The sequence below is a fragment of the Pseudomonas sp. NPDC089408 genome (assembly GCF_044749445.1).
Lineage (GTDB): Bacteria > Pseudomonadota > Gammaproteobacteria > Pseudomonadales > Pseudomonadaceae > Aquipseudomonas.
This window is the reverse complement of the sequence record NZ_JBIVHY010000008.1, coordinates 16,451-33,877: the sequence shown is the minus strand read 5'-3', so window position 1 is coordinate 33,877 and position 17,427 is coordinate 16,451. Positions and strand designations below refer to the sequence as shown.

At 63.5% G+C, this 17,427-nt stretch carries 12 protein-coding genes; 7 read left to right on the top strand and 5 right to left on the bottom strand.

Features of this window, described 5'->3' with window-relative positions:
* Positions 1-74: 74 nt before the first annotated feature.
* Both ACIP02_RS15010 and nagZ read left to right on the top strand, forming a co-directional pair.
* Positions 75-782: a TetR/AcrR family transcriptional regulator gene (locus tag ACIP02_RS15010; protein ID WP_201206567.1), complete on the top strand. Its 708-nt coding sequence runs from the start codon at positions 75-77 to the stop codon at positions 780-782.
* An 83-nt stretch (positions 783-865) separates the two neighbouring features.
* Positions 866-1,864: a beta-N-acetylhexosaminidase gene (gene nagZ / locus ACIP02_RS15005; protein WP_400617780.1), complete on the top strand. Its 999-nt coding sequence runs from the start codon at positions 866-868 to the stop codon at positions 1,862-1,864.
* A gap of 321 nt (positions 1,865-2,185) precedes the next feature.
* On the opposite strand, the gene ACIP02_RS15000 is transcribed toward nagZ, so the two are convergent.
* Genes ACIP02_RS15000 through mfd form a run of 3 tightly spaced genes read right to left on the bottom strand, consistent with a single transcriptional unit; the run spans position 2,186 to position 9,542 of the window.
* Positions 2,186-5,509: an SNF2-related protein gene (locus ACIP02_RS15000; RefSeq protein ID WP_400617564.1), complete on the bottom strand. Its 3,324-nt coding sequence runs from the start codon at positions 5,507-5,509 to the stop codon at positions 2,186-2,188.
* 1 nt (position 5,510) lies between these two features.
* On the bottom strand, positions 5,511-6,083 hold the full coding sequence (locus ACIP02_RS14995; RefSeq protein WP_400617563.1) for a CsiV family protein: 573 nt from the start codon (positions 6,081-6,083) through the stop codon (positions 5,511-5,513).
* A gap of 9 nt (positions 6,084-6,092) precedes the next feature.
* Positions 6,093-9,542, bottom strand: a complete 3,450-nt coding sequence (gene mfd, locus ACIP02_RS14990; protein WP_400617562.1) for a transcription-repair coupling factor — start codon at positions 9,540-9,542, stop codon at positions 6,093-6,095.
* Between the two features lie 167 nt (positions 9,543-9,709).
* Here mfd and ACIP02_RS14985 point away from each other — a divergent pair, with 167 nt between their 5' ends.
* The 3 genes from ACIP02_RS14985 to sthA all read left to right on the top strand — a co-directional run bounded on the left by ACIP02_RS14985 (position 9,710) and on the right by sthA (position 14,007).
* A complete protein-coding gene (locus ACIP02_RS14985; protein WP_346645626.1) occupies positions 9,710-11,173 on the top strand; it encodes a glyceraldehyde-3-phosphate dehydrogenase in 1,464 nt (487 codons plus the stop codon).
* 236 nt (positions 11,174-11,409) lie between these two features.
* Entirely contained in the window at positions 11,410-12,408 is a 999-nt protein-coding gene (locus ACIP02_RS14980) for an FAD:protein FMN transferase (protein WP_400617561.1), read from the top strand.
* 204 nt (positions 12,409-12,612) lie between these two features.
* Positions 12,613-14,007 carry a Si-specific NAD(P)(+) transhydrogenase gene (gene sthA, locus ACIP02_RS14975; protein WP_400617560.1) on the top strand — a complete coding sequence of 465 codons (1,395 nt, stop codon included), beginning with the start codon at positions 12,613-12,615 and terminating at the stop codon, positions 14,005-14,007.
* A 42-nt stretch (positions 14,008-14,049) separates the two neighbouring features.
* On the opposite strand, the gene ACIP02_RS14970 is transcribed toward sthA, so the two are convergent.
* Together ACIP02_RS14970 and ACIP02_RS14965 are read right to left on the bottom strand one after the other, a co-directional pair.
* Positions 14,050-14,772, bottom strand: coding sequence for a glycerophosphodiester phosphodiesterase (locus tag ACIP02_RS14970; RefSeq protein ID WP_400617559.1), 723 nt, complete (start codon positions 14,770-14,772; stop codon positions 14,050-14,052).
* Between the two features lie 30 nt (positions 14,773-14,802).
* A complete protein-coding gene (locus ACIP02_RS14965) occupies positions 14,803-15,387 on the bottom strand; it encodes a PilZ domain-containing protein (RefSeq protein WP_400617558.1) in 585 nt (194 codons plus the stop codon).
* Positions 15,388-15,480: 93 nt separating this feature from the next.
* Between ACIP02_RS14965 and ACIP02_RS14960 the strand changes: the two genes are divergently transcribed.
* Both ACIP02_RS14960 and lolD read left to right on the top strand, forming a co-directional pair.
* Positions 15,481-16,731: a lipoprotein-releasing ABC transporter permease subunit gene (locus ACIP02_RS14960; protein WP_400617557.1), complete on the top strand. Its 1,251-nt coding sequence runs from the start codon at positions 15,481-15,483 to the stop codon at positions 16,729-16,731.
* Between the two features lie 7 nt (positions 16,732-16,738).
* Entirely contained in the window at positions 16,739-17,422 is a 684-nt protein-coding gene (gene lolD / locus ACIP02_RS14955) for a lipoprotein-releasing ABC transporter ATP-binding protein LolD (RefSeq protein ID WP_171577286.1), read from the top strand.
* The last annotated feature ends 5 nt before the right edge of the window (positions 17,423-17,427 follow it).

The following is a 17,427-nucleotide window of genomic DNA, read 5'->3' as shown; positions in this document are numbered from 1 at the left end:
CGAGCCTTGACAGATGCAGGGCTGAAACGTATGTTTCAAACACCTGTTTGTCTGGCGGAGTACTCGGAGTAGTCATGGCCCAATCGGAAACCGTTGAACGCATTCTCGATGCTGCCGAGCAGTTGTTCGCGGAAAGGGGGTTCGCCGAGACCTCATTGCGGCTGATTACCAGCAAGGCCGGGGTCAACTTGGCGGCCGTCAACTATCACTTCGGCTCCAAGAAGGCGCTGATCCAGGCGGTGTTCTCACGCTTCCTCGGGCCGTTCTGCGCCAGCCTGGAGCGTGAACTGGAGCGTCGCCAGGCCAAGCCGGAGCAAAAGCCCAGCCTCGAAGAGCTGCTGGAAATGCTGGTCGAGCAGGCACTGGCCGTGCAGCCGCGCAGCAACAACGACCTGTCGATCTTCATGCGCCTGCTTGGCCTGGCCTTCAGCCAGAGCCAGGGCCACCTGCGGCGTTACCTGGAAGACATGTACGGCAAGGTGTTCCGCCGCTACATGCTGCTGGTCAACGAAGCCGCGCCTCGTATTCCGCCGCTGGAGCTGTTCTGGCGCGTGCACTTCATGCTCGGCGCCGCCGCCTTCAGTATGTCGGGCATCAAGGCCCTGCGTGCGATCGCCGAGACCGACTTTGGCATCAACACCTCGATCGAGCAGGTGATGCGCCTGATGGTGCCGTTCCTGGCGGCGGGCATGCGCGCTGACAGTGGCGTTACCGATGACGCCATGGCCACTGCGCAACTGCGCCCGCGCAGCAAGACCAGCGCTACCACCGCCAAGGCGTGAAGGCTGGGCGGGGCGTTGCGCTTGGGCTAAGCTAGCGCGGCTTCTGTTCAGTCTTCAATGAAGGATTACCCATGACCGTCAGCCTGCAAGGCTCCCTGATGGTGGATATCGCCGGTAAATGGCTGACCGCCGAAGACCGTCACCTGCTGCGCCAGCCCGAAGTGGCTGGCCTGATCATCTTTGCCCGCAACATCGACAGCCCGCGCCAGGTGCGTGAGCTGTGTGCTTCCATCCGCGCCATTCGCCCTGAGCTGATCCTGGCGGTGGACCAGGAAGGTGGCCGCGTGCAGCGCCTGCGCCAGGGTTTTGTACGGCTGCCAGCCATGCGCGCGCTGGCCGACAACGACAACGCCGAATACCTGGCCGAGCAGTGTGGCTGGCTGATGGCGACCGAGGTGCTGGCGGTTGGCCTTGACCTGAGCTTCGCCCCGGTACTCGACCTGGATCATCAGCGCAGCGCCGTGGTCGGCAGCCGTGCTTTCGAGGGTGACCCGCTACGCGCCGCGCAACTGGCTGGGGCGTTCATCCGTGGCATGAATGCGGCGGGCATGGCTGCCTGTGGCAAGCACTTCCCGGGGCACGGCTGGGCCGAGGCCGACTCGCATGTGGCCATCCCGACCGATGAGCGCAGCCTTGAGCAGCTGCGCCAGGCCGACCTGGTGCCGTTCAGCCGCCTGAGCGGGCAGCTGGCGGCGGTGATGCCGGCGCATGTGATCTACCCGCAAGTCGACAACCAGCCGGCTGGCTTCTCGCGGCGCTGGCTGCAGGACATCCTGCGTGGCGAGTTGGGCTTTGACGGCGTCATTTTCAGTGATGACCTGTCGATGGCTGGTGCCCATGTGGTGGGTGATGCGGCCAGCCGTATCGAGGCGGCGTTGAGCGCTGGCTGTGACATGGGCCTGGTGTGTAATGACCGGGCCGCGGCGGAGCTGGCGTTGAGTGCGGCGCAGCGGATGAAGGTGAAGCCCTCGCCGCGGATTGCGCGGATGCGCGGGCAGGGCTTTGCGCGGACCGACTATCGCCAGCAGCCGCGGTGGCTGGAGGCGTTGGGGGCGTTGAAGGAGGCGCAGCTGGTCGATTGACCTGGTTGGGGAGTTCGCCGAAACATTTCAGCGCCTGTGAGATCGAGCGCCGCCCGCGCGGCGCTTCGCGGGACAAGCCCGCTCCCACATCTGTTTCGGGCCAATCATTCCTGTGCCAGATAGGTTGCAGTTTTGGTGCATGGCTGGAGATGGATGAAAAGCAACTGCGTAACCTTCAATATTGAATGGAACAAACAAGGCGGACAGCGGTGGCCTCACAGGAGTGATTGGCCCGAAACAGATGTGGGAGCGGGCTTGTCCCGCGAAGCGCCGCTCGATCTCACAGGCGACAAAACCCTCAAGTCATGCGCCCCGAAACACTCACCGCCCACGCTTCCCAGGCAATGGCGCAAACAACGCCTCGATCTCTTCATCCCCCAGCCGCCACTGCCCAGCCTGCCCGCCATCCAGCAAACTTGCCGCCAGCGCCGCCTTCTCCTGCTGCAACAACTGGATCTTCTCTTCCACCGTCCCCCGGGTAATCAGCTTGAACACGAACACCGGCTTGTCCTGGCCAATGCGGTAGGCGCGGTCGGTCGCCTGGTTTTCACTGGCCGGGTTCCACCACGGGTCGAAGTGGATCACCGTGTCCGCCGCCGTCAGGTTCAGGCCCACGCCACCGGCCTTGAGGCTGATCAGGAATACCTCGCTGTCACCCTGCTGGAACTGCTGCACCGGCTTGCGTCGATCGCGGGTGTCGCCCGTCAGCAAGCTGTAGCGGATCTTGCGCTTTTCCAATTCCTGCTCGATCAACGCCAGCATCGAGGTGAACTGCGAGAACAACAGCACCCGGCGGCCTTCGCTAAGCAGCTCTTCGAGCATTTCCAGCAGCGCACCCAACTTACCTTTGTCGGCCTGGTTGCCTTTGCTTTCCACGCCCTTGACCAGGCGCAGGTCGCAGCACACCTGGCGCAGCTTAAGCAGCGCGTCAAGGATCACGATCTGGCTGCGCGCGGCGCCATTGCGGGCGATTTCGTCGCGGACCTTCTGGTCCATGGCTACCCGCACGGCCTCGTAGGTATCGCGCTGGGCGTCGCTGAGTTCGACCCAGTGCACCATCTCGGTCTTGGCTGGCAGCTCGGTCGCCACTTGTTCCTTGGTGCGACGCAACAGGAACGGGCGGATGCGGCTGGCCAGGTGGGCCATGCGTTCGGTGTCGCCGTGGCGCTCGATCGGCGTGCGATAGTCCTGGTTGAAGCGCTTGAGATCACCCAGCCAGCCCGGCATCAGAAAGTGGAAGATCGACCACAGTTCGCCCAGGTTGTTTTCCATCGGCGTGCCGGTCAGGCACAGGCGCTGGCTGGCCTGTAGCTCGCAGACGGCGAGGGCGGCCTTGCTGGTGCTGCTCTTGATGTTCTGCGCCTCGTCCAGAACCAGTACGTGCCAGGCTTGGGTGCGCAGGTGTTCGAGATCGCGCGGCACCAGCGCGTAGGTGGTCAGGACCAGGTCGTATTCATGCAGCTTGGCAAAGTGCTTGCTGCGCCCCGGCCCGTGCAGGGCGAGTACATGAAGGTCGGGGGCAAAACGCTGGGCTTCGTCCAGCCAGTTGGGTATCAGGCTGGTCGGCATCACCGCCAGAGCCGGGGCGTTCAGGCGCCCGGTTTGTTTTTCCAGTAGCAGGTGGGCCAGGGCCTGCAGGGTCTTGCCCAGGCCCATGTCGTCGCCGAGGATACCGCCGGTACCTATCTCGCGCAGTGCCTGCAACCAGTTCAGGCCTTGCTGCTGATAGGGGCGCAAGCTGGCCTGTAGCCCGGTGGGTGGCTCTACCTGCAGGTCGCGGGCATCGCGAAGACGGCGGCCCAGGTCGCGCACATGTTCGCCACCTTCCCAGTGCAGCGGCAGGCCTTCGATTTCATTCAGGCGCGCGGCGTCGGCACGTTCCATGCGCAGGGCCGGGCCTGCGGTGTCTTCGTGCAGGTACAGTTCGCCCAAGGTGCCCATCACGGCCTTGATGCGGCCGTAGGGCAGGGCGACGCGCAGGGCCGGGGCGTCCAGGCGGCCGCGATTCAGGTCGATCAGCAGGTGTTCGTCGTCGCTGCGCCGGGCCAGCTCGCTGGGGCGCAGCAACTCAGGGCTGCTGCGCAGCAGTTGCAGCACGATCGGCAACAGGCTGTGACGCTGGCCGTCGACCACAATACCCAGCTCCAGGTCGAACCATTCGTGGCCGGGGGCTTCGTCGATGGTGGCGTACCAGTCGTCTACCTCTTGCAGGTTGAAGGCAAAGTCGCGGTGGATGTCGATGTCCCAGCCGGCTTCGCGCAGGCGCGGCAGCCCTTCGCGGGCAAAGCGCAGCCAGGCTTCGTCGTCGGGCAGTTGGTACATCTCGCCGGCGCTGTCGGGCAAAGCCTTGCTCTGACGGGTGGCGGGTTTGAAGCCGAAGTCGCGCAGTATCTTGCGCAGCGCCTGTTCAGCCTGGGGCTGACGACGGATACGCTGGCTGGCGCTGCCTTTCAGACGGGTCAGCGGTTTGTCGTCGCTGCCACTGGCATGCAGGCCGTCATAGTCAAACGCCAGTGCGGCGCGGTGTTGCAACTGTCGTTGCATGCGGCCCGTCTTGGGCATGTAGGCGCTGAACTCCAGGCTGCCAAGCGTCAGTTGGGCATTAGGTGAAATGCCGTCAATGTCTTCGGTCTTTACCGGAGTAGGGGTAGGGACCTGGCGATTGAGCGCATTGAGCCTGTGGCTCAAGGGCACTACCAGATGCTCTGGGACAACCGGTGCGCGGGCCAGTTGGCTGGCGATGAAAGGGTCCAGATCGTGCGTGAGCTTGCCGATTTCGCCCGTTTCAGTGTTTACGTAGTGCAGTGGTTCAAGGGGCAGGACTACGTTGAACGTGTGCTCTGCGGCGTGCCAGCTGCCACGATAGGAGCCGCTGTCCAGCCGTATCCAGCGGAAATGCGCATGACATTGCGGGCCCTGGCGCAGGGGCGTATCGCCCTGTTTGTCAAGCAGCAGGCGCCCCGTGGACATGGCGTAGCCCAGCAGTTCTGCCCCCTCGGTGCCTGACAAGACGATCCCGCCCATCAAACCGCCTCGTTCCGCCAGGGTGCCCATGAGCCTGAGCAAGCGGTTGTCGGCATCGGTGACATACCGAGGTGGGTAATAAATCAGTTCCGGAAGTGACGTGACCCGCAGTAACTCAAGCGTACCGTCTGGCTGGCGTGTCCCCTTGAGTACTCTCAAGTGGCAGACATCCTGATCCGGCACTATCTGATAGTACAGTGCGCGGCCCTTGCGATCGGGTTTGGCGGACGGTTGTTCTGCAGGTTGTTCGAGGGCGCAAACCCAAGAGTTCAGCTCGGGCGACAAGGCTGAGGAGGATGGGGCGCGAGCGGGGGCGGGGGGTGGGGCATGGCGCAGGTGAAAAAGTACTGCTGCACAATGCTTGCAGTTGATGGCGACCGGGCAACTGCAATTACCGTTGACCTCCAGACCGTCCTCGCTCGCCGTCAAGGTGATGTACTGCTGGTAAACGCGGCCTTGCGAGCCTACGCACTCGGCATGGATCACCATGCCTTCGATGGATAACTGCCCTACTCGGCCTTCCAGGGAATAGGCACGGCCTCGGCTGAGCGTGCCGCGCTCAAACCAGTTGTACCAATCATCGGTTGCCTGTGTGTAGAACTGCGCGTCGCCATCGCTCACATCACTGCTCCATCATCTCCGGGTCCATCGCCGGCATTTTCGGCGTACCCGGCGGTGTCACCTTCAGCAGCACTGCCAGGTGCCCGCCGTCGAGGAAGGTCAGCTGGCCGCCCTTGACGTTGCTGTTGCTCTGCTTGAACTGCTCGCTTTGCAGCACGCTGCCGTTGCCGTCCAGCTGGTTGACCCAGAAATTGGCCTCGACGGCGATAAAGCGGCCTTCGCCGATGCTCAGGTTGCCTTCGATAGGGAAGTGGCCGAACTGCTCGGCGCCTTCGCCCAGGGCGATGCGGCTGGGTGCACTGCCAACCTGTTGCTGCCAGGCTTTGTGCATCAGCACGGTGTAGTCGGCGGTAGCCTCCAGGCGGGTGGCTTCATCTTCCAGTGCCAGGCGGCGCTCGGCGTCTTTCTCCAGGCGCGGGGCCCCGGCGCTCCAGTCTTCCGGGGCGAACGGGCTGGTAAAGGCAGGCACGCTGTTCTGCCGCACCAGGATCATTTCTACCTGATACAGGCCTTCGGCGAAGGCCGCCGGGGCGAACAGCGCCAGCAGCAAGGTCAGGCAACGGATGGCACGCATGGATCTTCCTTAGGCAGGCTGTGGGGTCAGGCGCTCGAACAGCGCCTCCAGAGTATTGAAGCGTTCGTCGGGGCGTTCCATCGGCACCAGGAAACGGAACTGGGTCGCGCCTTCGAACTTGTAGCGTTTGGGCTGGCCCTGGATCAGCTTGATCAGGGTCAGCGGGTCGACCGGGGTTTCGGCTTCGAACTCGAGCTTGCCGCCGTTGGGGCCGGCATCGACTTTCTTGATGCCGAGCTTTTCCGCGTGCAGCTTGAGCGAGGTCAGGCGCATCAGGTTCTTGGTCGGCTCCGGCAGCAGGCCGAAGCGGTCGATCATCTCGACCTGCAGGTCCTTGAGGCCTTCTTCGTCGGCGGCCGAGGCAATGCGTTTGTACAGGATCAGCCGTGCATGGACGTCGGGCAGGTAGTCCTCGGGGATCAGCGCCGGCAGGCGCAGGTTGATCTCCGGACCACCGCCCAGCGGCTGCTCAAGGTTGGGCTGGGTGCCCTTGCGGATTGCCTTGACAGCGCGCTCGAGCATTTCCATGTACAGGGTGAAACCAACCGCCTGGATCTGCCCGCTCTGGCCTTCGCCCAGCAGCTCGCCGGCACCGCGGATTTCCAGGTCGTTGGTGGCCAGCACGAAGCCGGCGCCCAGGTCCTGGGTGTTGGCGATTGCCTCCAGGCGCTTTTCGGCGTCGGCGCTGACCTTCTGCCGGGTGGGCGTGAGCAGGTAGGCATAGGCCTGGTGGTGGCTACGGCCAACCCGGCCGCGCAGTTGGTGCAGCTGCGCCAGGCCGAACTTGTCGGCGCGCTCGATGACGATGGTATTGGCGCTGGGCACGTCGATACCGGTTTCGATGATGGTCGAGGCCACCAGCACGTTGAAGCGCTTGTGGTAGAAGTCGCTCATCACCTGTTCCAGCTCGCGCTCGCGCATCTGCCCATGGCCGATGCCGATACGTGCCTCGGGTACCAGCTCGGCGAGGTCGGCGGCGCACTTCTCGATGGTTTTCACATCGTTGTGCAGGTAATACACCTGGCCACCGCGCAGCAGCTCACGCAGCAGCGCTTCCTTGACCGTGCTCTTGTTCTGTTCCATGACGAAGGTGCGCACCGACAGGCGGCGCGCTGGCGGCGTGGCAATGATCGACAGGTCGCGCATGCCCGCCACTGCCATGTTCAGCGTACGCGGGATTGGCGTTGCAGTGAGGGTAAGGATGTCGACCTCGCTGCGCAGGGCCTTCAGTTGCTCCTTCTGGCGCACGCCAAAGCGATGCTCTTCGTCGATGATGGCCAGGCCCAGGTCTTTGAAGCGCACATCGTCCTGCAGCAGCTTGTGGGTGCCGATCAGGATGTCGATCTTGCCTTCGGCCAGGTCGGCAGCGGCGGCGGCCACTTCCTTGGCCGACTTGAAGCGGCTCATCACTTCGACGGTTACCGGCCAGTCGGCAAAGCGGTCACGGAAACTGTTGTAGTGCTGCTGGGCGAGCAGGGTGGTGGGCACCAGTACGGCCACCTGGCGGCCACTGTGCACGGCGATGAACGCTGCGCGCATGGCCACTTCGGTCTTGCCGAAGCCGACGTCGCCGCAGACCAGGCGGTCCATCGGCTTGGGTGCCAGCATGTCGGCACGCACGGCCTCGATGGCGGCTTGCTGGTCAGGGGTTTCCTCGAACGGGAAGCCGGCGCTGAAGGTGGCATAGTCGGCCGACGGGTCGGCAAATGCATAGCCCTTGCGCGCGGCGCGGCGGGCATAGATGTCGAGCAGCTCGGCGGCCACGTCACGCACCTGTTCGGCGGCCTTGCGCTTGGCTTTCTGCCAGGTTTCCGAGCCGAGCCGGTGCAAGGGTGCCAGGGCATCGTCGCTACCGGTATAGCGGGCGATCAGGTGCAGGTTGGCCACCGGCACATACAACTTGGCGTTTTCGGCGTATTCCAGCGTGAGGAATTCGGCGGCCTGGCCGTCGATTTCCAGGGTGGCCAGGCCCAGGTAGCGGCCTACACCGTGGTCGATGTGCACCACCGGCGCGCCTTCGCGCAACTCGGTAAGGTTCTTGATCACCGCGTCGTTGGCGGTTTCGCCGCGCTTGTCACGGCGCCGGCGCTGCATTACACGCTGGCCGAACAGCGGGCTTTCGGCGATCAGGGCGATGGCCGGGTCGTCCAGCAGCAGGCCGTCGTCCAGCGGGGCGATGGTGATTGCCAGGCGCTCGGCACCGGTAATGAAGTCGTCCCAGCCGTCGACGGTGTGCGGCCGCAGCTTCAGCCGTTCGAGCAGCTCCAGCAATACTTCGCGGCGGCCTGCCGATTCGGCAGTGAACAGCACGCGGCCCGGGAACTGGTCGAGGAAGCTGGCCAGTTCGGCCAGTGGCTGGTTGGCCTTGGCTTCGATGGCCAGGTTGGGCAGGGCGCGTGCCGGGAAGCGCTCGCGGCCGGCACCCGCGTCGAGGTCGTCGCTGCTGACCACCACCCGCGGCCATTGCTTGAGCCGGGCGAAGCAGTCTTCTACCGGCAGAAATAGCTCGGCCGGCGGTAGCAGTGGCCGGCTGAGGTCGCCGCGGCGGTCTTCATAACGCCCGCGCACGTCGTTCCAGAAGTGTTCGGCGGCCTGCTCCACGCCCGGCAGCGAGAACACCTGGGTATCGGCCGGCAGGTAGTCGAACAGGGTTGAGGTTTCTTCGAAGAACAGCGGCAGGTAGTACTCGATACCGGCAGGGATGATGCCGCTGGCCAGGTCCTGGAAGATTGCGCTACGGCGGAAGTCGACGTCGAAGCGCTCGCGGAAACGCGCCTTGAAGCGGGTGACTTCCTCTTTCTGCATCGGGAACTCGCGCGCCGGCAGCAGGCGGATCGAGTCGACCTTGTCGATCGAGCGCTGGGTCTCGGGGTCGAAGGTGCGCAGGGTCTCGATCTCGTCATCGAACAGGTCGATGCGGTAGGGCAGCTTGCTGCCCATCGGGAACAGGTCGATCAGTGCGCCACGCACGGCGAACTCGCCATGCTCGTAGACGGTGTCGACGCAACGGTAGCCGCTGGCCTCCAGACGCAAGCGCATCTGCTCGACGTCGATGGTCTGGCCGACATCCAGCACCAGGCTGCTGCCCAGCAGAAAACGCGTGGGCGCCAGGCGGTGCAGGGCGGTTGTGACCGGCACCACGAGGATGCCGTGGCTCAGCTCCGGCAGGCGGTACAGGCTGGCGATGCGCTGCGAGATGATGTCCTGGTGCGGCGAGAACAGGTCGTAGGGCAGGGTTTCCCAATCGGGAAACGGCAGCACCGGCAGGTCCGGGGCAAAGAAGCGCAGCTCCTGTTCCAGACGGTCGGCGGCCTGGCTGTCGGCCGTCAGCAGCAAGGTGAAGCGGCCAGCGCTGCTGGCGGCCTCGGCGATGGCAAGGCTGAGGGCGGCACCGGGCAGGTTGCCCCAGGTTTGTTTGCCGGCCGTGGCCGACATTTGCGGTAGGCGCAGAACTGACACGGGAGATTGCACTCCAAGCGTTGCGGCAAAGAGACCGATTGTACCGGTGACGGTGCCGGCTGTCAGGCTCGAAAGGCCATGAACGCTGGCGTGCGTCCCTACGACAGGCGCTCATTGCCGGTTCCGCGTTGGGGCGTCATAATGTAGCCCCTTTTTTCTGTCCCTACATGTGGAAGGTTCCCGTGACTCAGAAGCCCGACCAGTGTCTTGGTGAGTGGATTGATCGTGAAGCCCTGGCTGAAGCGATGATCCCGCTTATCGGTCAGCTCTACCGCAACAACAACGTGGTGAGCTCGATTTATGGCCGTAGCCTGATCAACCGTTCGGTTATCTCGATCCTCAAGGCGCATCGCTTTGCGCGTCACCGTCAAGCCGACGAAACCGAACTGTCCGTCCACGAGACATTCCCCCTGCTCAAGGCCATGAGCGAGCTGAAACTGGGCGCCGCTTCGGTTGACCTGGGCAAGCTGGCCAACAAGTTCAAGCAGGAAGGCAATGGCCGCACTGCCGAGCAGTTCGTCCGTGAAGAGCTGGCCGAAGTGGTTGGCCAGCAGAACGCTTCGGCGCGCAAAGGCACTGACGTTGTCCTGTACGGCTTCGGCCGCATCGGCCGCCTGCTGGCGCGTATCCTGATCGAGAAAACCGGTGGCGGCGACGGCCTGCGCCTGCGCGCCATCGTCGTGCGCAAGGGCGCCGAAAACGACCTGGTCAAGCGTGCCAGCCTGTTGCGCCGTGACTCGGTGCACGGCCCGTTCGATGGCACCATCACCATTGACGAAGCCAACAACACCATCACCGCCAACGGCAACCTGATCCAGGTTATCTACGCCAAGAGCCCGAGCGAAGTCGACTACACCCAGTACGGCATCGATAACGCGCTGATCGTCGATAACACCGGCGTATGGCGTGATGCCGATGGCCTGGGCCAGCACCTGGCCTGCCCGGGCGCTGCCCGTGTAATCCTCACCGCACCTGGCAAGGGCGCGCTGAAGAACATCGTGCATGGTATCAACCACGGCGACATCGCTGCCGATGACAAGATCATCTCGGCCGCTTCCTGCACCACCAACGCCATCGTGCCGGTGCTCAAGGCCATCAACGACCAGTACGGCATCGTCAATGGCCACGTCGAAACCGTTCACTCGTTCACCAACGACCAGAACCTGATCGACAACTTCCACAAGGGCAGCCGCCGTGGTCGTGCCGCGCCGCTGAACATGGTCATCACCGAAACCGGCGCCGCCACCGCTGCCGCCAAGGCACTGCCAGTGCTGAAGGGCAAGCTGACCGGCAACGCCATTCGCGTACCGACGCCAAACGTTTCGATGGCCATCCTCAACCTGAACCTGGAAAAGGCCACTACTCGGGACGAAATCAACGAGTACCTGCGCCAGACCGCGATGCACTCCGAACTGCACAAGCAGATCGACTACGTTGCCTCGCAGGAAGTGGTTTCGACCGACTTCGTCGGCTCGCGCCACGCCGGTGTGGTTGACGCTGAAGCAACCATCGCCAACGACAACCGCGTTGTCCTGTACGTCTGGTACGACAACGAATTCGGTTACAGCTGCCAGGTGGTTCGCGTGATGGAAGACATGGCCGGTGTGAACCCGCCAGCGTTTCCACGCTGATTCGCTTGTAAGGCAATGAAAAAACGGGAACCTTCGGGTTCCCGTTTTTTTTGCCTGAATATTGTTCGTGCTGGCGCGGTCATTGTAGGAGCGGCCTTGTGTCGCGAAAGGGCCGCAAAGCGGCCCCAGGATTTCGGTGGTGATGCAAAAATTGCTGGGGCCGCGTTGCGGCCCTTTCGCGACACTAGGCCGCTCCTACAATGACCGTGCAGGCATGTCGAACTGAGAAACTCCGATTGCGCACAGCTCTATTGTTCATCTTGATGCTGCTCACCGCCTGCAACCAAGGCCCAACCCTGGAGCGCCTGGGCGGCCCGACCATGGGCAGCAGCTACAGCATCCAGTACGTGCGCGAGCCGGGCGGCCCCGCGCCGGCTCAGGTGCAGGCTGCAGTCGAAACCATTCTGCACGGCATCGACCAGCACTATTCGACCTACCGCGGCGACTCCACCGTCAGCCAGTTCAACCAGTTGCCCGCCAACCAGTGCCTGGCCTTGCCGGCCGACATGCTCGAACTGGTCAGCCTCGGGCAGCACCTGGCTGAGCAAAGCGACGGCGCCTTCGACCTCACGGTAGAGCCATTACTCGACCTGTGGGGCTTTGGCCCCCAGGCCCGCCACGAGCAAGTGCCCCACCCGCAGGCCCTGGCCCAGGTGCGCCAGCGCGTCGGTTACCGGCACCTGCATATCGACGGCCAGGCCCTGTGCAAGGACGCCCCGGTGCAGCTCGATTTCAACAGCATCGCCGCTGGCCATGCTGTCGACCTGATCGCTGCCAGGCTGCAGGCCATGGGCATCGCCAGTTTTGTCGCCGAGGCCACCGGCGAACTCAAGGCGGTCGGCCGCAAACCCGATGGCAGCCCCTGGCGCATCGCCCTGGAGCTGCCACGCGAGGACCGCCAGATCGCCCGCCAGATCATCCCGGTCAATGGCCTTTCAGTATCAACCTCGGGTGACTATCGGCACTATTTCGAGCAGAATGGCCGGCGCTATTCACACACCTTCGATGCCCGCCTCGGGCGCCCGGTCGAACACGACCTGGCCGCGGTTACCGTGCTTGCCGCCTCGGCGCTGCAGGCTGATGGCTATTCGACGCTGCTGCTGATCCTGGGCCCTGAACAGGGCTGGGATTTTGCCGTGGCGCATGGCCTGGCCGCGGTTTTGGTGACTCGGGCAGAGGGTGGCTTCGTCTCCCGAGCTACGCCCGCGTTCGAACGGGCGGTGAAAGGCGAGTGAAAGCACAAGCAGGGATGATTGCCGCCAGGGAAAGGGTGAAGCATATGTAGTGCGGGCAAAATTGGCCTACGACGCGACCAAGGGTTAATGTGCGCGGCGTTCACGCTTGATTAGACTGCACCCGAATTTTCTCATGACGCCCCGGCGGCATGATCGCGCCCCGCGAGCGACCGTGGCTTGCGGGCCAGTTCTGAAGGAGTACGCATGGCTGTCTACAACTACGACGTAGTGGTGCTGGGTTCCGGCCCGGCCGGTGAAGGCGCGGCAATGAACGCCGCCAAAGCAGGGCGCAAGGTAGCGATGGTCGATGACCGTCGCCAGGTTGGTGGCAACTGCACGCACCTGGGCACCATCCCGTCCAAGGCACTGCGTCACTCGGTGCGGCAGATCATGCAGTTCAACACCAACACGATGTTCCGCGCCATCGGTGAGCCACGCTGGTTCTCGTTCCCGGACGTGCTGAAAAGCGCCGAGAAGGTCATCGCCAAGCAGGTCGCCTCGCGTACCGGCTATTACGCCCGTAACCGCGTCGACCTGTTCTTCGGCACCGGCAGCTTCGCCGACGAGCAGACCGTCGAAGTGGTCTGCCCGAACGGCGTGGTCGAAAAGCTCAACGCCAAGCACATCATCATCGCCACCGGTTCGCGCCCGTACCGCCCGGCGGATATCGACTTCCACCACCCACGCGTCTACGACAGCGATACCATCCTTAGCCTCAGCCACACGCCGCGCAAGTTGATCGTGTATGGCGCCGGCGTGATCGGTTGCGAATACGCATCGATCTTCAGCGGCCTGGGCGTGCTGGTAGAGCTGGTCGACAACCGTGGCCAGCTGTTGAGCTTCCTCGATTCGGAAATCTCCCAGGCGCTGAGCTACCACTTCAGCAACAACAACATCACCGTGCGCCACAACGAAGAGTATGAGCGCGTCGAAGGCCTGGACAACGGGGTGATCCTGCACCTGAAGTCGGGCAAGAAGATCAAGGCCGACGCCTTGCTGTGGTGCAACGGCCGTACCGGCAACACCGACAAGCTGGGCCTGGAGAATATCGGTATCAAGGTCAACAGCCGTGGCCAGATCGAGGTCGACGAGGCCTACCGCACCAGCGTGCCGAACATCTATGGCGCCGGTGACGTGATCGGCTGGCCAAGCCTGGCCAGTGCCGCCCACGACCAGGGTCGCTCGGCCGCTGGCAGCATCGTCGACAATGGCAGCTGGCGCTTCGTCAACGATGTGCCGACCGGCATCTACACCATTCCGGAGATCAGCTCGATCGGCAAGAACGAGCAGGAGCTGACCCAGGCCAAGGTGCCGTACGAAGTGGGCAAGGCCTTCTTCAAGGGCATGGCGCGTGCGCAGATCGCCGGTGAGCCGCAGGGCATGCTGAAGATCCTGTTCCACCGCGAAACCCTGGAAATCCTCGGCGTGCACTGCTTCGGCTACCAGGCTTCGGAGATTGTCCACATTGGCCAGGCGATCATGAACCAGCCGGGTGAGCAGAACAACCTCAAGTACTTCGTCAACACCACGTTCAACTACCCGACCATGGCCGAAGCCTATCGGGTAGCTGCCTACGACGGCCTGAACCGGCTTTTTTGAGCGGCTCCGACCGGTGGCCTGAGCCGGTCGGAGAGACCGATTTCAACCCTGCCCGAGGGTGGTCTTGGCCAAACCGGGAAAGTCTGTAATCAGGCTGTCCACGCCAAAATCAGCGAGCCGGCGCATCAGTGCCGGTTCGTTGACTGTCCATACCGACACGTGCAAACCCTGGCCCTGCGCTTTCAGCAGGCGCTCGGGGGTGCACAGCGTCCAGTTCAACGCCAGCAGCTCGCAGCCGTAGTTCTGTGCCACCTTCAGTGGGTCGAGCCAGGCGTATTCGGCCACCAGCCCGCGCTTTACGTCCGGTACCAGCTCTAGCGCAGCGCCCAGTACTTCGCGCGAACTGGAGGTGATGGTCACTTTGTCCAGCAGGCCGTATTGCTGTGCCAGCTCACGAATTGCCAGCACCGTGGTGGCGGCGCGGGTGCGCGAGGCGCTTTTCACTTCCAGTTGCCAGTGCTCGAACGGGCATTTTTCGAACAACGCCTGCAAGGTCGGAATGGGGCAGGGTTGTACATGGCCCGGGCCGCCTTTGCGAGCGTCGATCTTGACCAGTTCCGAGGCCGGGTGCTCGACCACCTTGCCGCGCCGGCCGGTGGTGCGCTTGAGGGTGGCGTCGTGGATCACCATCAGCTCGTTGTCGGCTGACAGGTGCAGGTCCAGCTCGCAGCGGTTGACGCCGTGGGCCAGGCACTGCTGGAAGCTGGTCAGGGTGTTCTCGGGTGCTTCGCCCTTGGCGCCGCGATGGCCGTAGATCAGGGTCACGTTCGTTCCTTCAAATCAGAGAAAACAGGTTCAGGAGGCTGGGGTGTTCTGTTCCAGTTGCTGGCGCCGTTGCTGCTGTTGGCGCTGCAGGATGTAACGGGCGAGCAGTTGCCGCTGGGCGTCGGACATGTCGATGAATTCGGTACCCACCTCGAAGCCGCCGTTGGCGCGTGCGTCGCAATGGGTGACCTTGCCGCGCAGCAACAGGCCGTGGGCGCGCGGCATCAGTACCATTTTTACTTTTACCTGGGTGCCGGGGGCAACCGGCGAGGTTTGCACGAACTCGATGCCGCCCTCGGAAATCTTTACCGGCTGTGGCTGGCCCACTTCGCCGAGCAGGGTGTGCGCAACCACCGCGCTGAGCAGGTCGAGGCGCTTGTTCTGCGCGCGCAGGAAGGCGGCGAGGGTGCGGTCCTTGTCGCTCAGCTGGCGCAGCAGGTGCTGCGACTCGAAGTCGGACAGGTGCAGCTCGCTGAGCAGGTTGAACAGCGGGGAATCATCTTGCAACACATCTGGGTCAAGGGCTTCGGCCGCGCTGAGAGGGCTGATTTGAAGTGCGATCCGATCTTCGATGCGGTAATATTCGCGGCGATCTTCTTCGTCTAATGTCGTCATGGCGAACCCAAGGTAGCGGCGGTGGTCCGAGTGTAAAGCCGCCGTAGGCGCCTCGCCACAAGGACGTTCCCTTTCATCCGAACAAGCCCCGACATGTTCAGACCTCTTTTCGCATTTATCGGCACGCGTTATACCCGTGCCAAACGACGCAATCACTTCGTCTCGTTCATTTCCCTGACCTCGATGATCGGCCTCGCCCTGGGCGTGGTGGTGATGATCGTGGTGTTGTCGGTGATGAACGGTTTCGACCACGAGATGCGCACCCGCGTGCTGGGCATGATTCCCCATGCCACGCTGGAGAGCGGTCAGCCCATTGCCGACTGGCAGGCCCTTGCCCAACAAGTAAAGCAGAATCCGCAGGTGGTGGCGGTTGCGCCGTTCACCCAGATGCAGGGCCTGCTGACCCATGACGGCAAGGTGCAGAAGGTGCTGCTCAATGGCATCGACCCGGCCCGCGAGCGCGAGGTGTCGATCATCGACAACTTCGTCCTGCAGGGCCGCCTGGACCAGTTGGCCCCGGGCGAGTGGGGCATCATGATCGGCGACAAGGCTGCGGCCAAGCTGGGCGTGGCCATTGGCGACAAGCTCACCTTTGTCGCCCCCGAGGTCAGCGTGACCCCGGCCGGCATGTTCCCGCGCATGAAGCGCTTCACCGTGGTTGGCACCTTCCACGTTGGCGCGGGCGAAATCGACGGCTACCTGGGCCTGACCAACATCAGCGACCTGTCCCGCCTGCACCGCTGGAAGCCCGATCAGGTACAAGGCCTGCGCCTGAAGTTCGACGACCTGTTCCAGGCGCCGCGCGTTGCCTGGAGCATCGCCCAGCAGCTGGGTGACCAGGAGTACTACAGCCGCGACTGGACCCGCACCCACGGCAACCTGTACCAGGCGATCCGCATGGAAAAGGCCATGATCGGCCTGCTGTTGCTGCTGATTGTGGCGGTGGCGGCGTTCAACATCATTTCCACCCTGGTGATGGTGGTCAACGACAAGCGTGGCGACATCGCCATCTTGCGCACCCTAGGCGCCACGCCCGGGCAGATCATGCTCATCTTCATGGTCCAGGGTACGGTGATCGGGGTGATCGGTACCCTGATCGGCGCGGTGGTCGGCATTCTTGCGGCGCTGAATGTCAGTTCAGCGATCGCCGGCATCGAGAAGCTGATCGGGCACAAGTTCCTCAACGCCGACGTGTATTTCATCGATTACCTGCCATCGCAGATCCAGGCCCAGGACGTTTACATGGTCTGTGGTGCGGCGCTGGTCCTGAGTTTCTTCGCCACCCTGTACCCGGCCTGGCGTGCGGCGCGCACCCAGCCTGCAGAGGCGCTACGTTATGAGTGAGTCGCGCATGAGTGATAAAGCCGTTCTGAGTTGCCGCAACCTGGGCAAGTCCTACGACGAGGGCCCGGAGTCGGTACAAGTGCTGTCCGGCCTCAACCTGGAACTGCACGCCGGTGAGCGCATTGCCATCGTCGGCAGCTCGGGCTCTGGCAAGAGCACCCTGCTCAACCTGTTGGGTGGCCTCGACCGGCCAACCCAGGGCAGTGTCTGGCTGGCGGGCGAAGAGCTGTCCGCGCTGGGCGAGCGTGCCCGTGGCCTGTTGCGTAACCGCGAGCTGGGCTTCGTCTACCAGTTCCACCACCTCTTGCCAGAGTTCACTGCCATCGAGAACGTGTGCATGCCGCTGCTGATCGGTCGCACGCCTATACCCGAGGCACGTGAGCGCGCCGAGGCACTGCTCAAACGCGTGGGCCTGGGCCATCGCCTCAATCACAAGCCGGCCGAGCTGTCCGGGGGCGAGCGCCAGCGCGTGGCGATTGCCCGGGCACTGGTCAACCGCCCTGGCCTGGTGATGCTCGACGAACCTACCGGCAACCTCGACCACCATACCGCCCAAGGCATTCAGGAACTGATGCAGGAGCTGTCCAGCGCCTCGCGCACAGCGTTCCTGGTGGTTACCCACGACCTCAACCTGGCGCGCCAGATGGACCGTGTATTGAAGCTCGACGACGGCCACCTGGTGGCAATCTGATCGAC

Bases quoted from the DNA above. Each gene is read 5' to 3' on its own strand.
- ACIP02_RS15010 (WP_201206567.1), top strand. From the start codon at position 75: ATGGCCCAATCGGAAACCGTTGAACGCATTCTCGATGCTGCCGAGCAG.
- ACIP02_RS14995 (WP_400617563.1), bottom strand. From the start codon at position 6,083: ATGCGTGCCATCCGTTGCCTGACCTTGCTGCTGGCGCTGTTCGCCCCG.
- ACIP02_RS14985 (WP_346645626.1), top strand. From the start codon at position 9,710: ATGTGGAAGGTTCCCGTGACTCAGAAGCCCGACCAGTGTCTTGGTGAG.
- sthA (WP_400617560.1), top strand. From the start codon at position 12,613: ATGGCTGTCTACAACTACGACGTAGTGGTGCTGGGTTCCGGCCCGGCC.
- ACIP02_RS14965 (WP_400617558.1), bottom strand. From the start codon at position 15,387: ATGACGACATTAGACGAAGAAGATCGCCGCGAATATTACCGCATCGAA.
- ACIP02_RS14960 (WP_400617557.1), top strand. From the start codon at position 15,481: ATGTTCAGACCTCTTTTCGCATTTATCGGCACGCGTTATACCCGTGCC.
- lolD (WP_171577286.1), top strand. From the start codon at position 16,739: ATGAGTGATAAAGCCGTTCTGAGTTGCCGCAACCTGGGCAAGTCCTAC.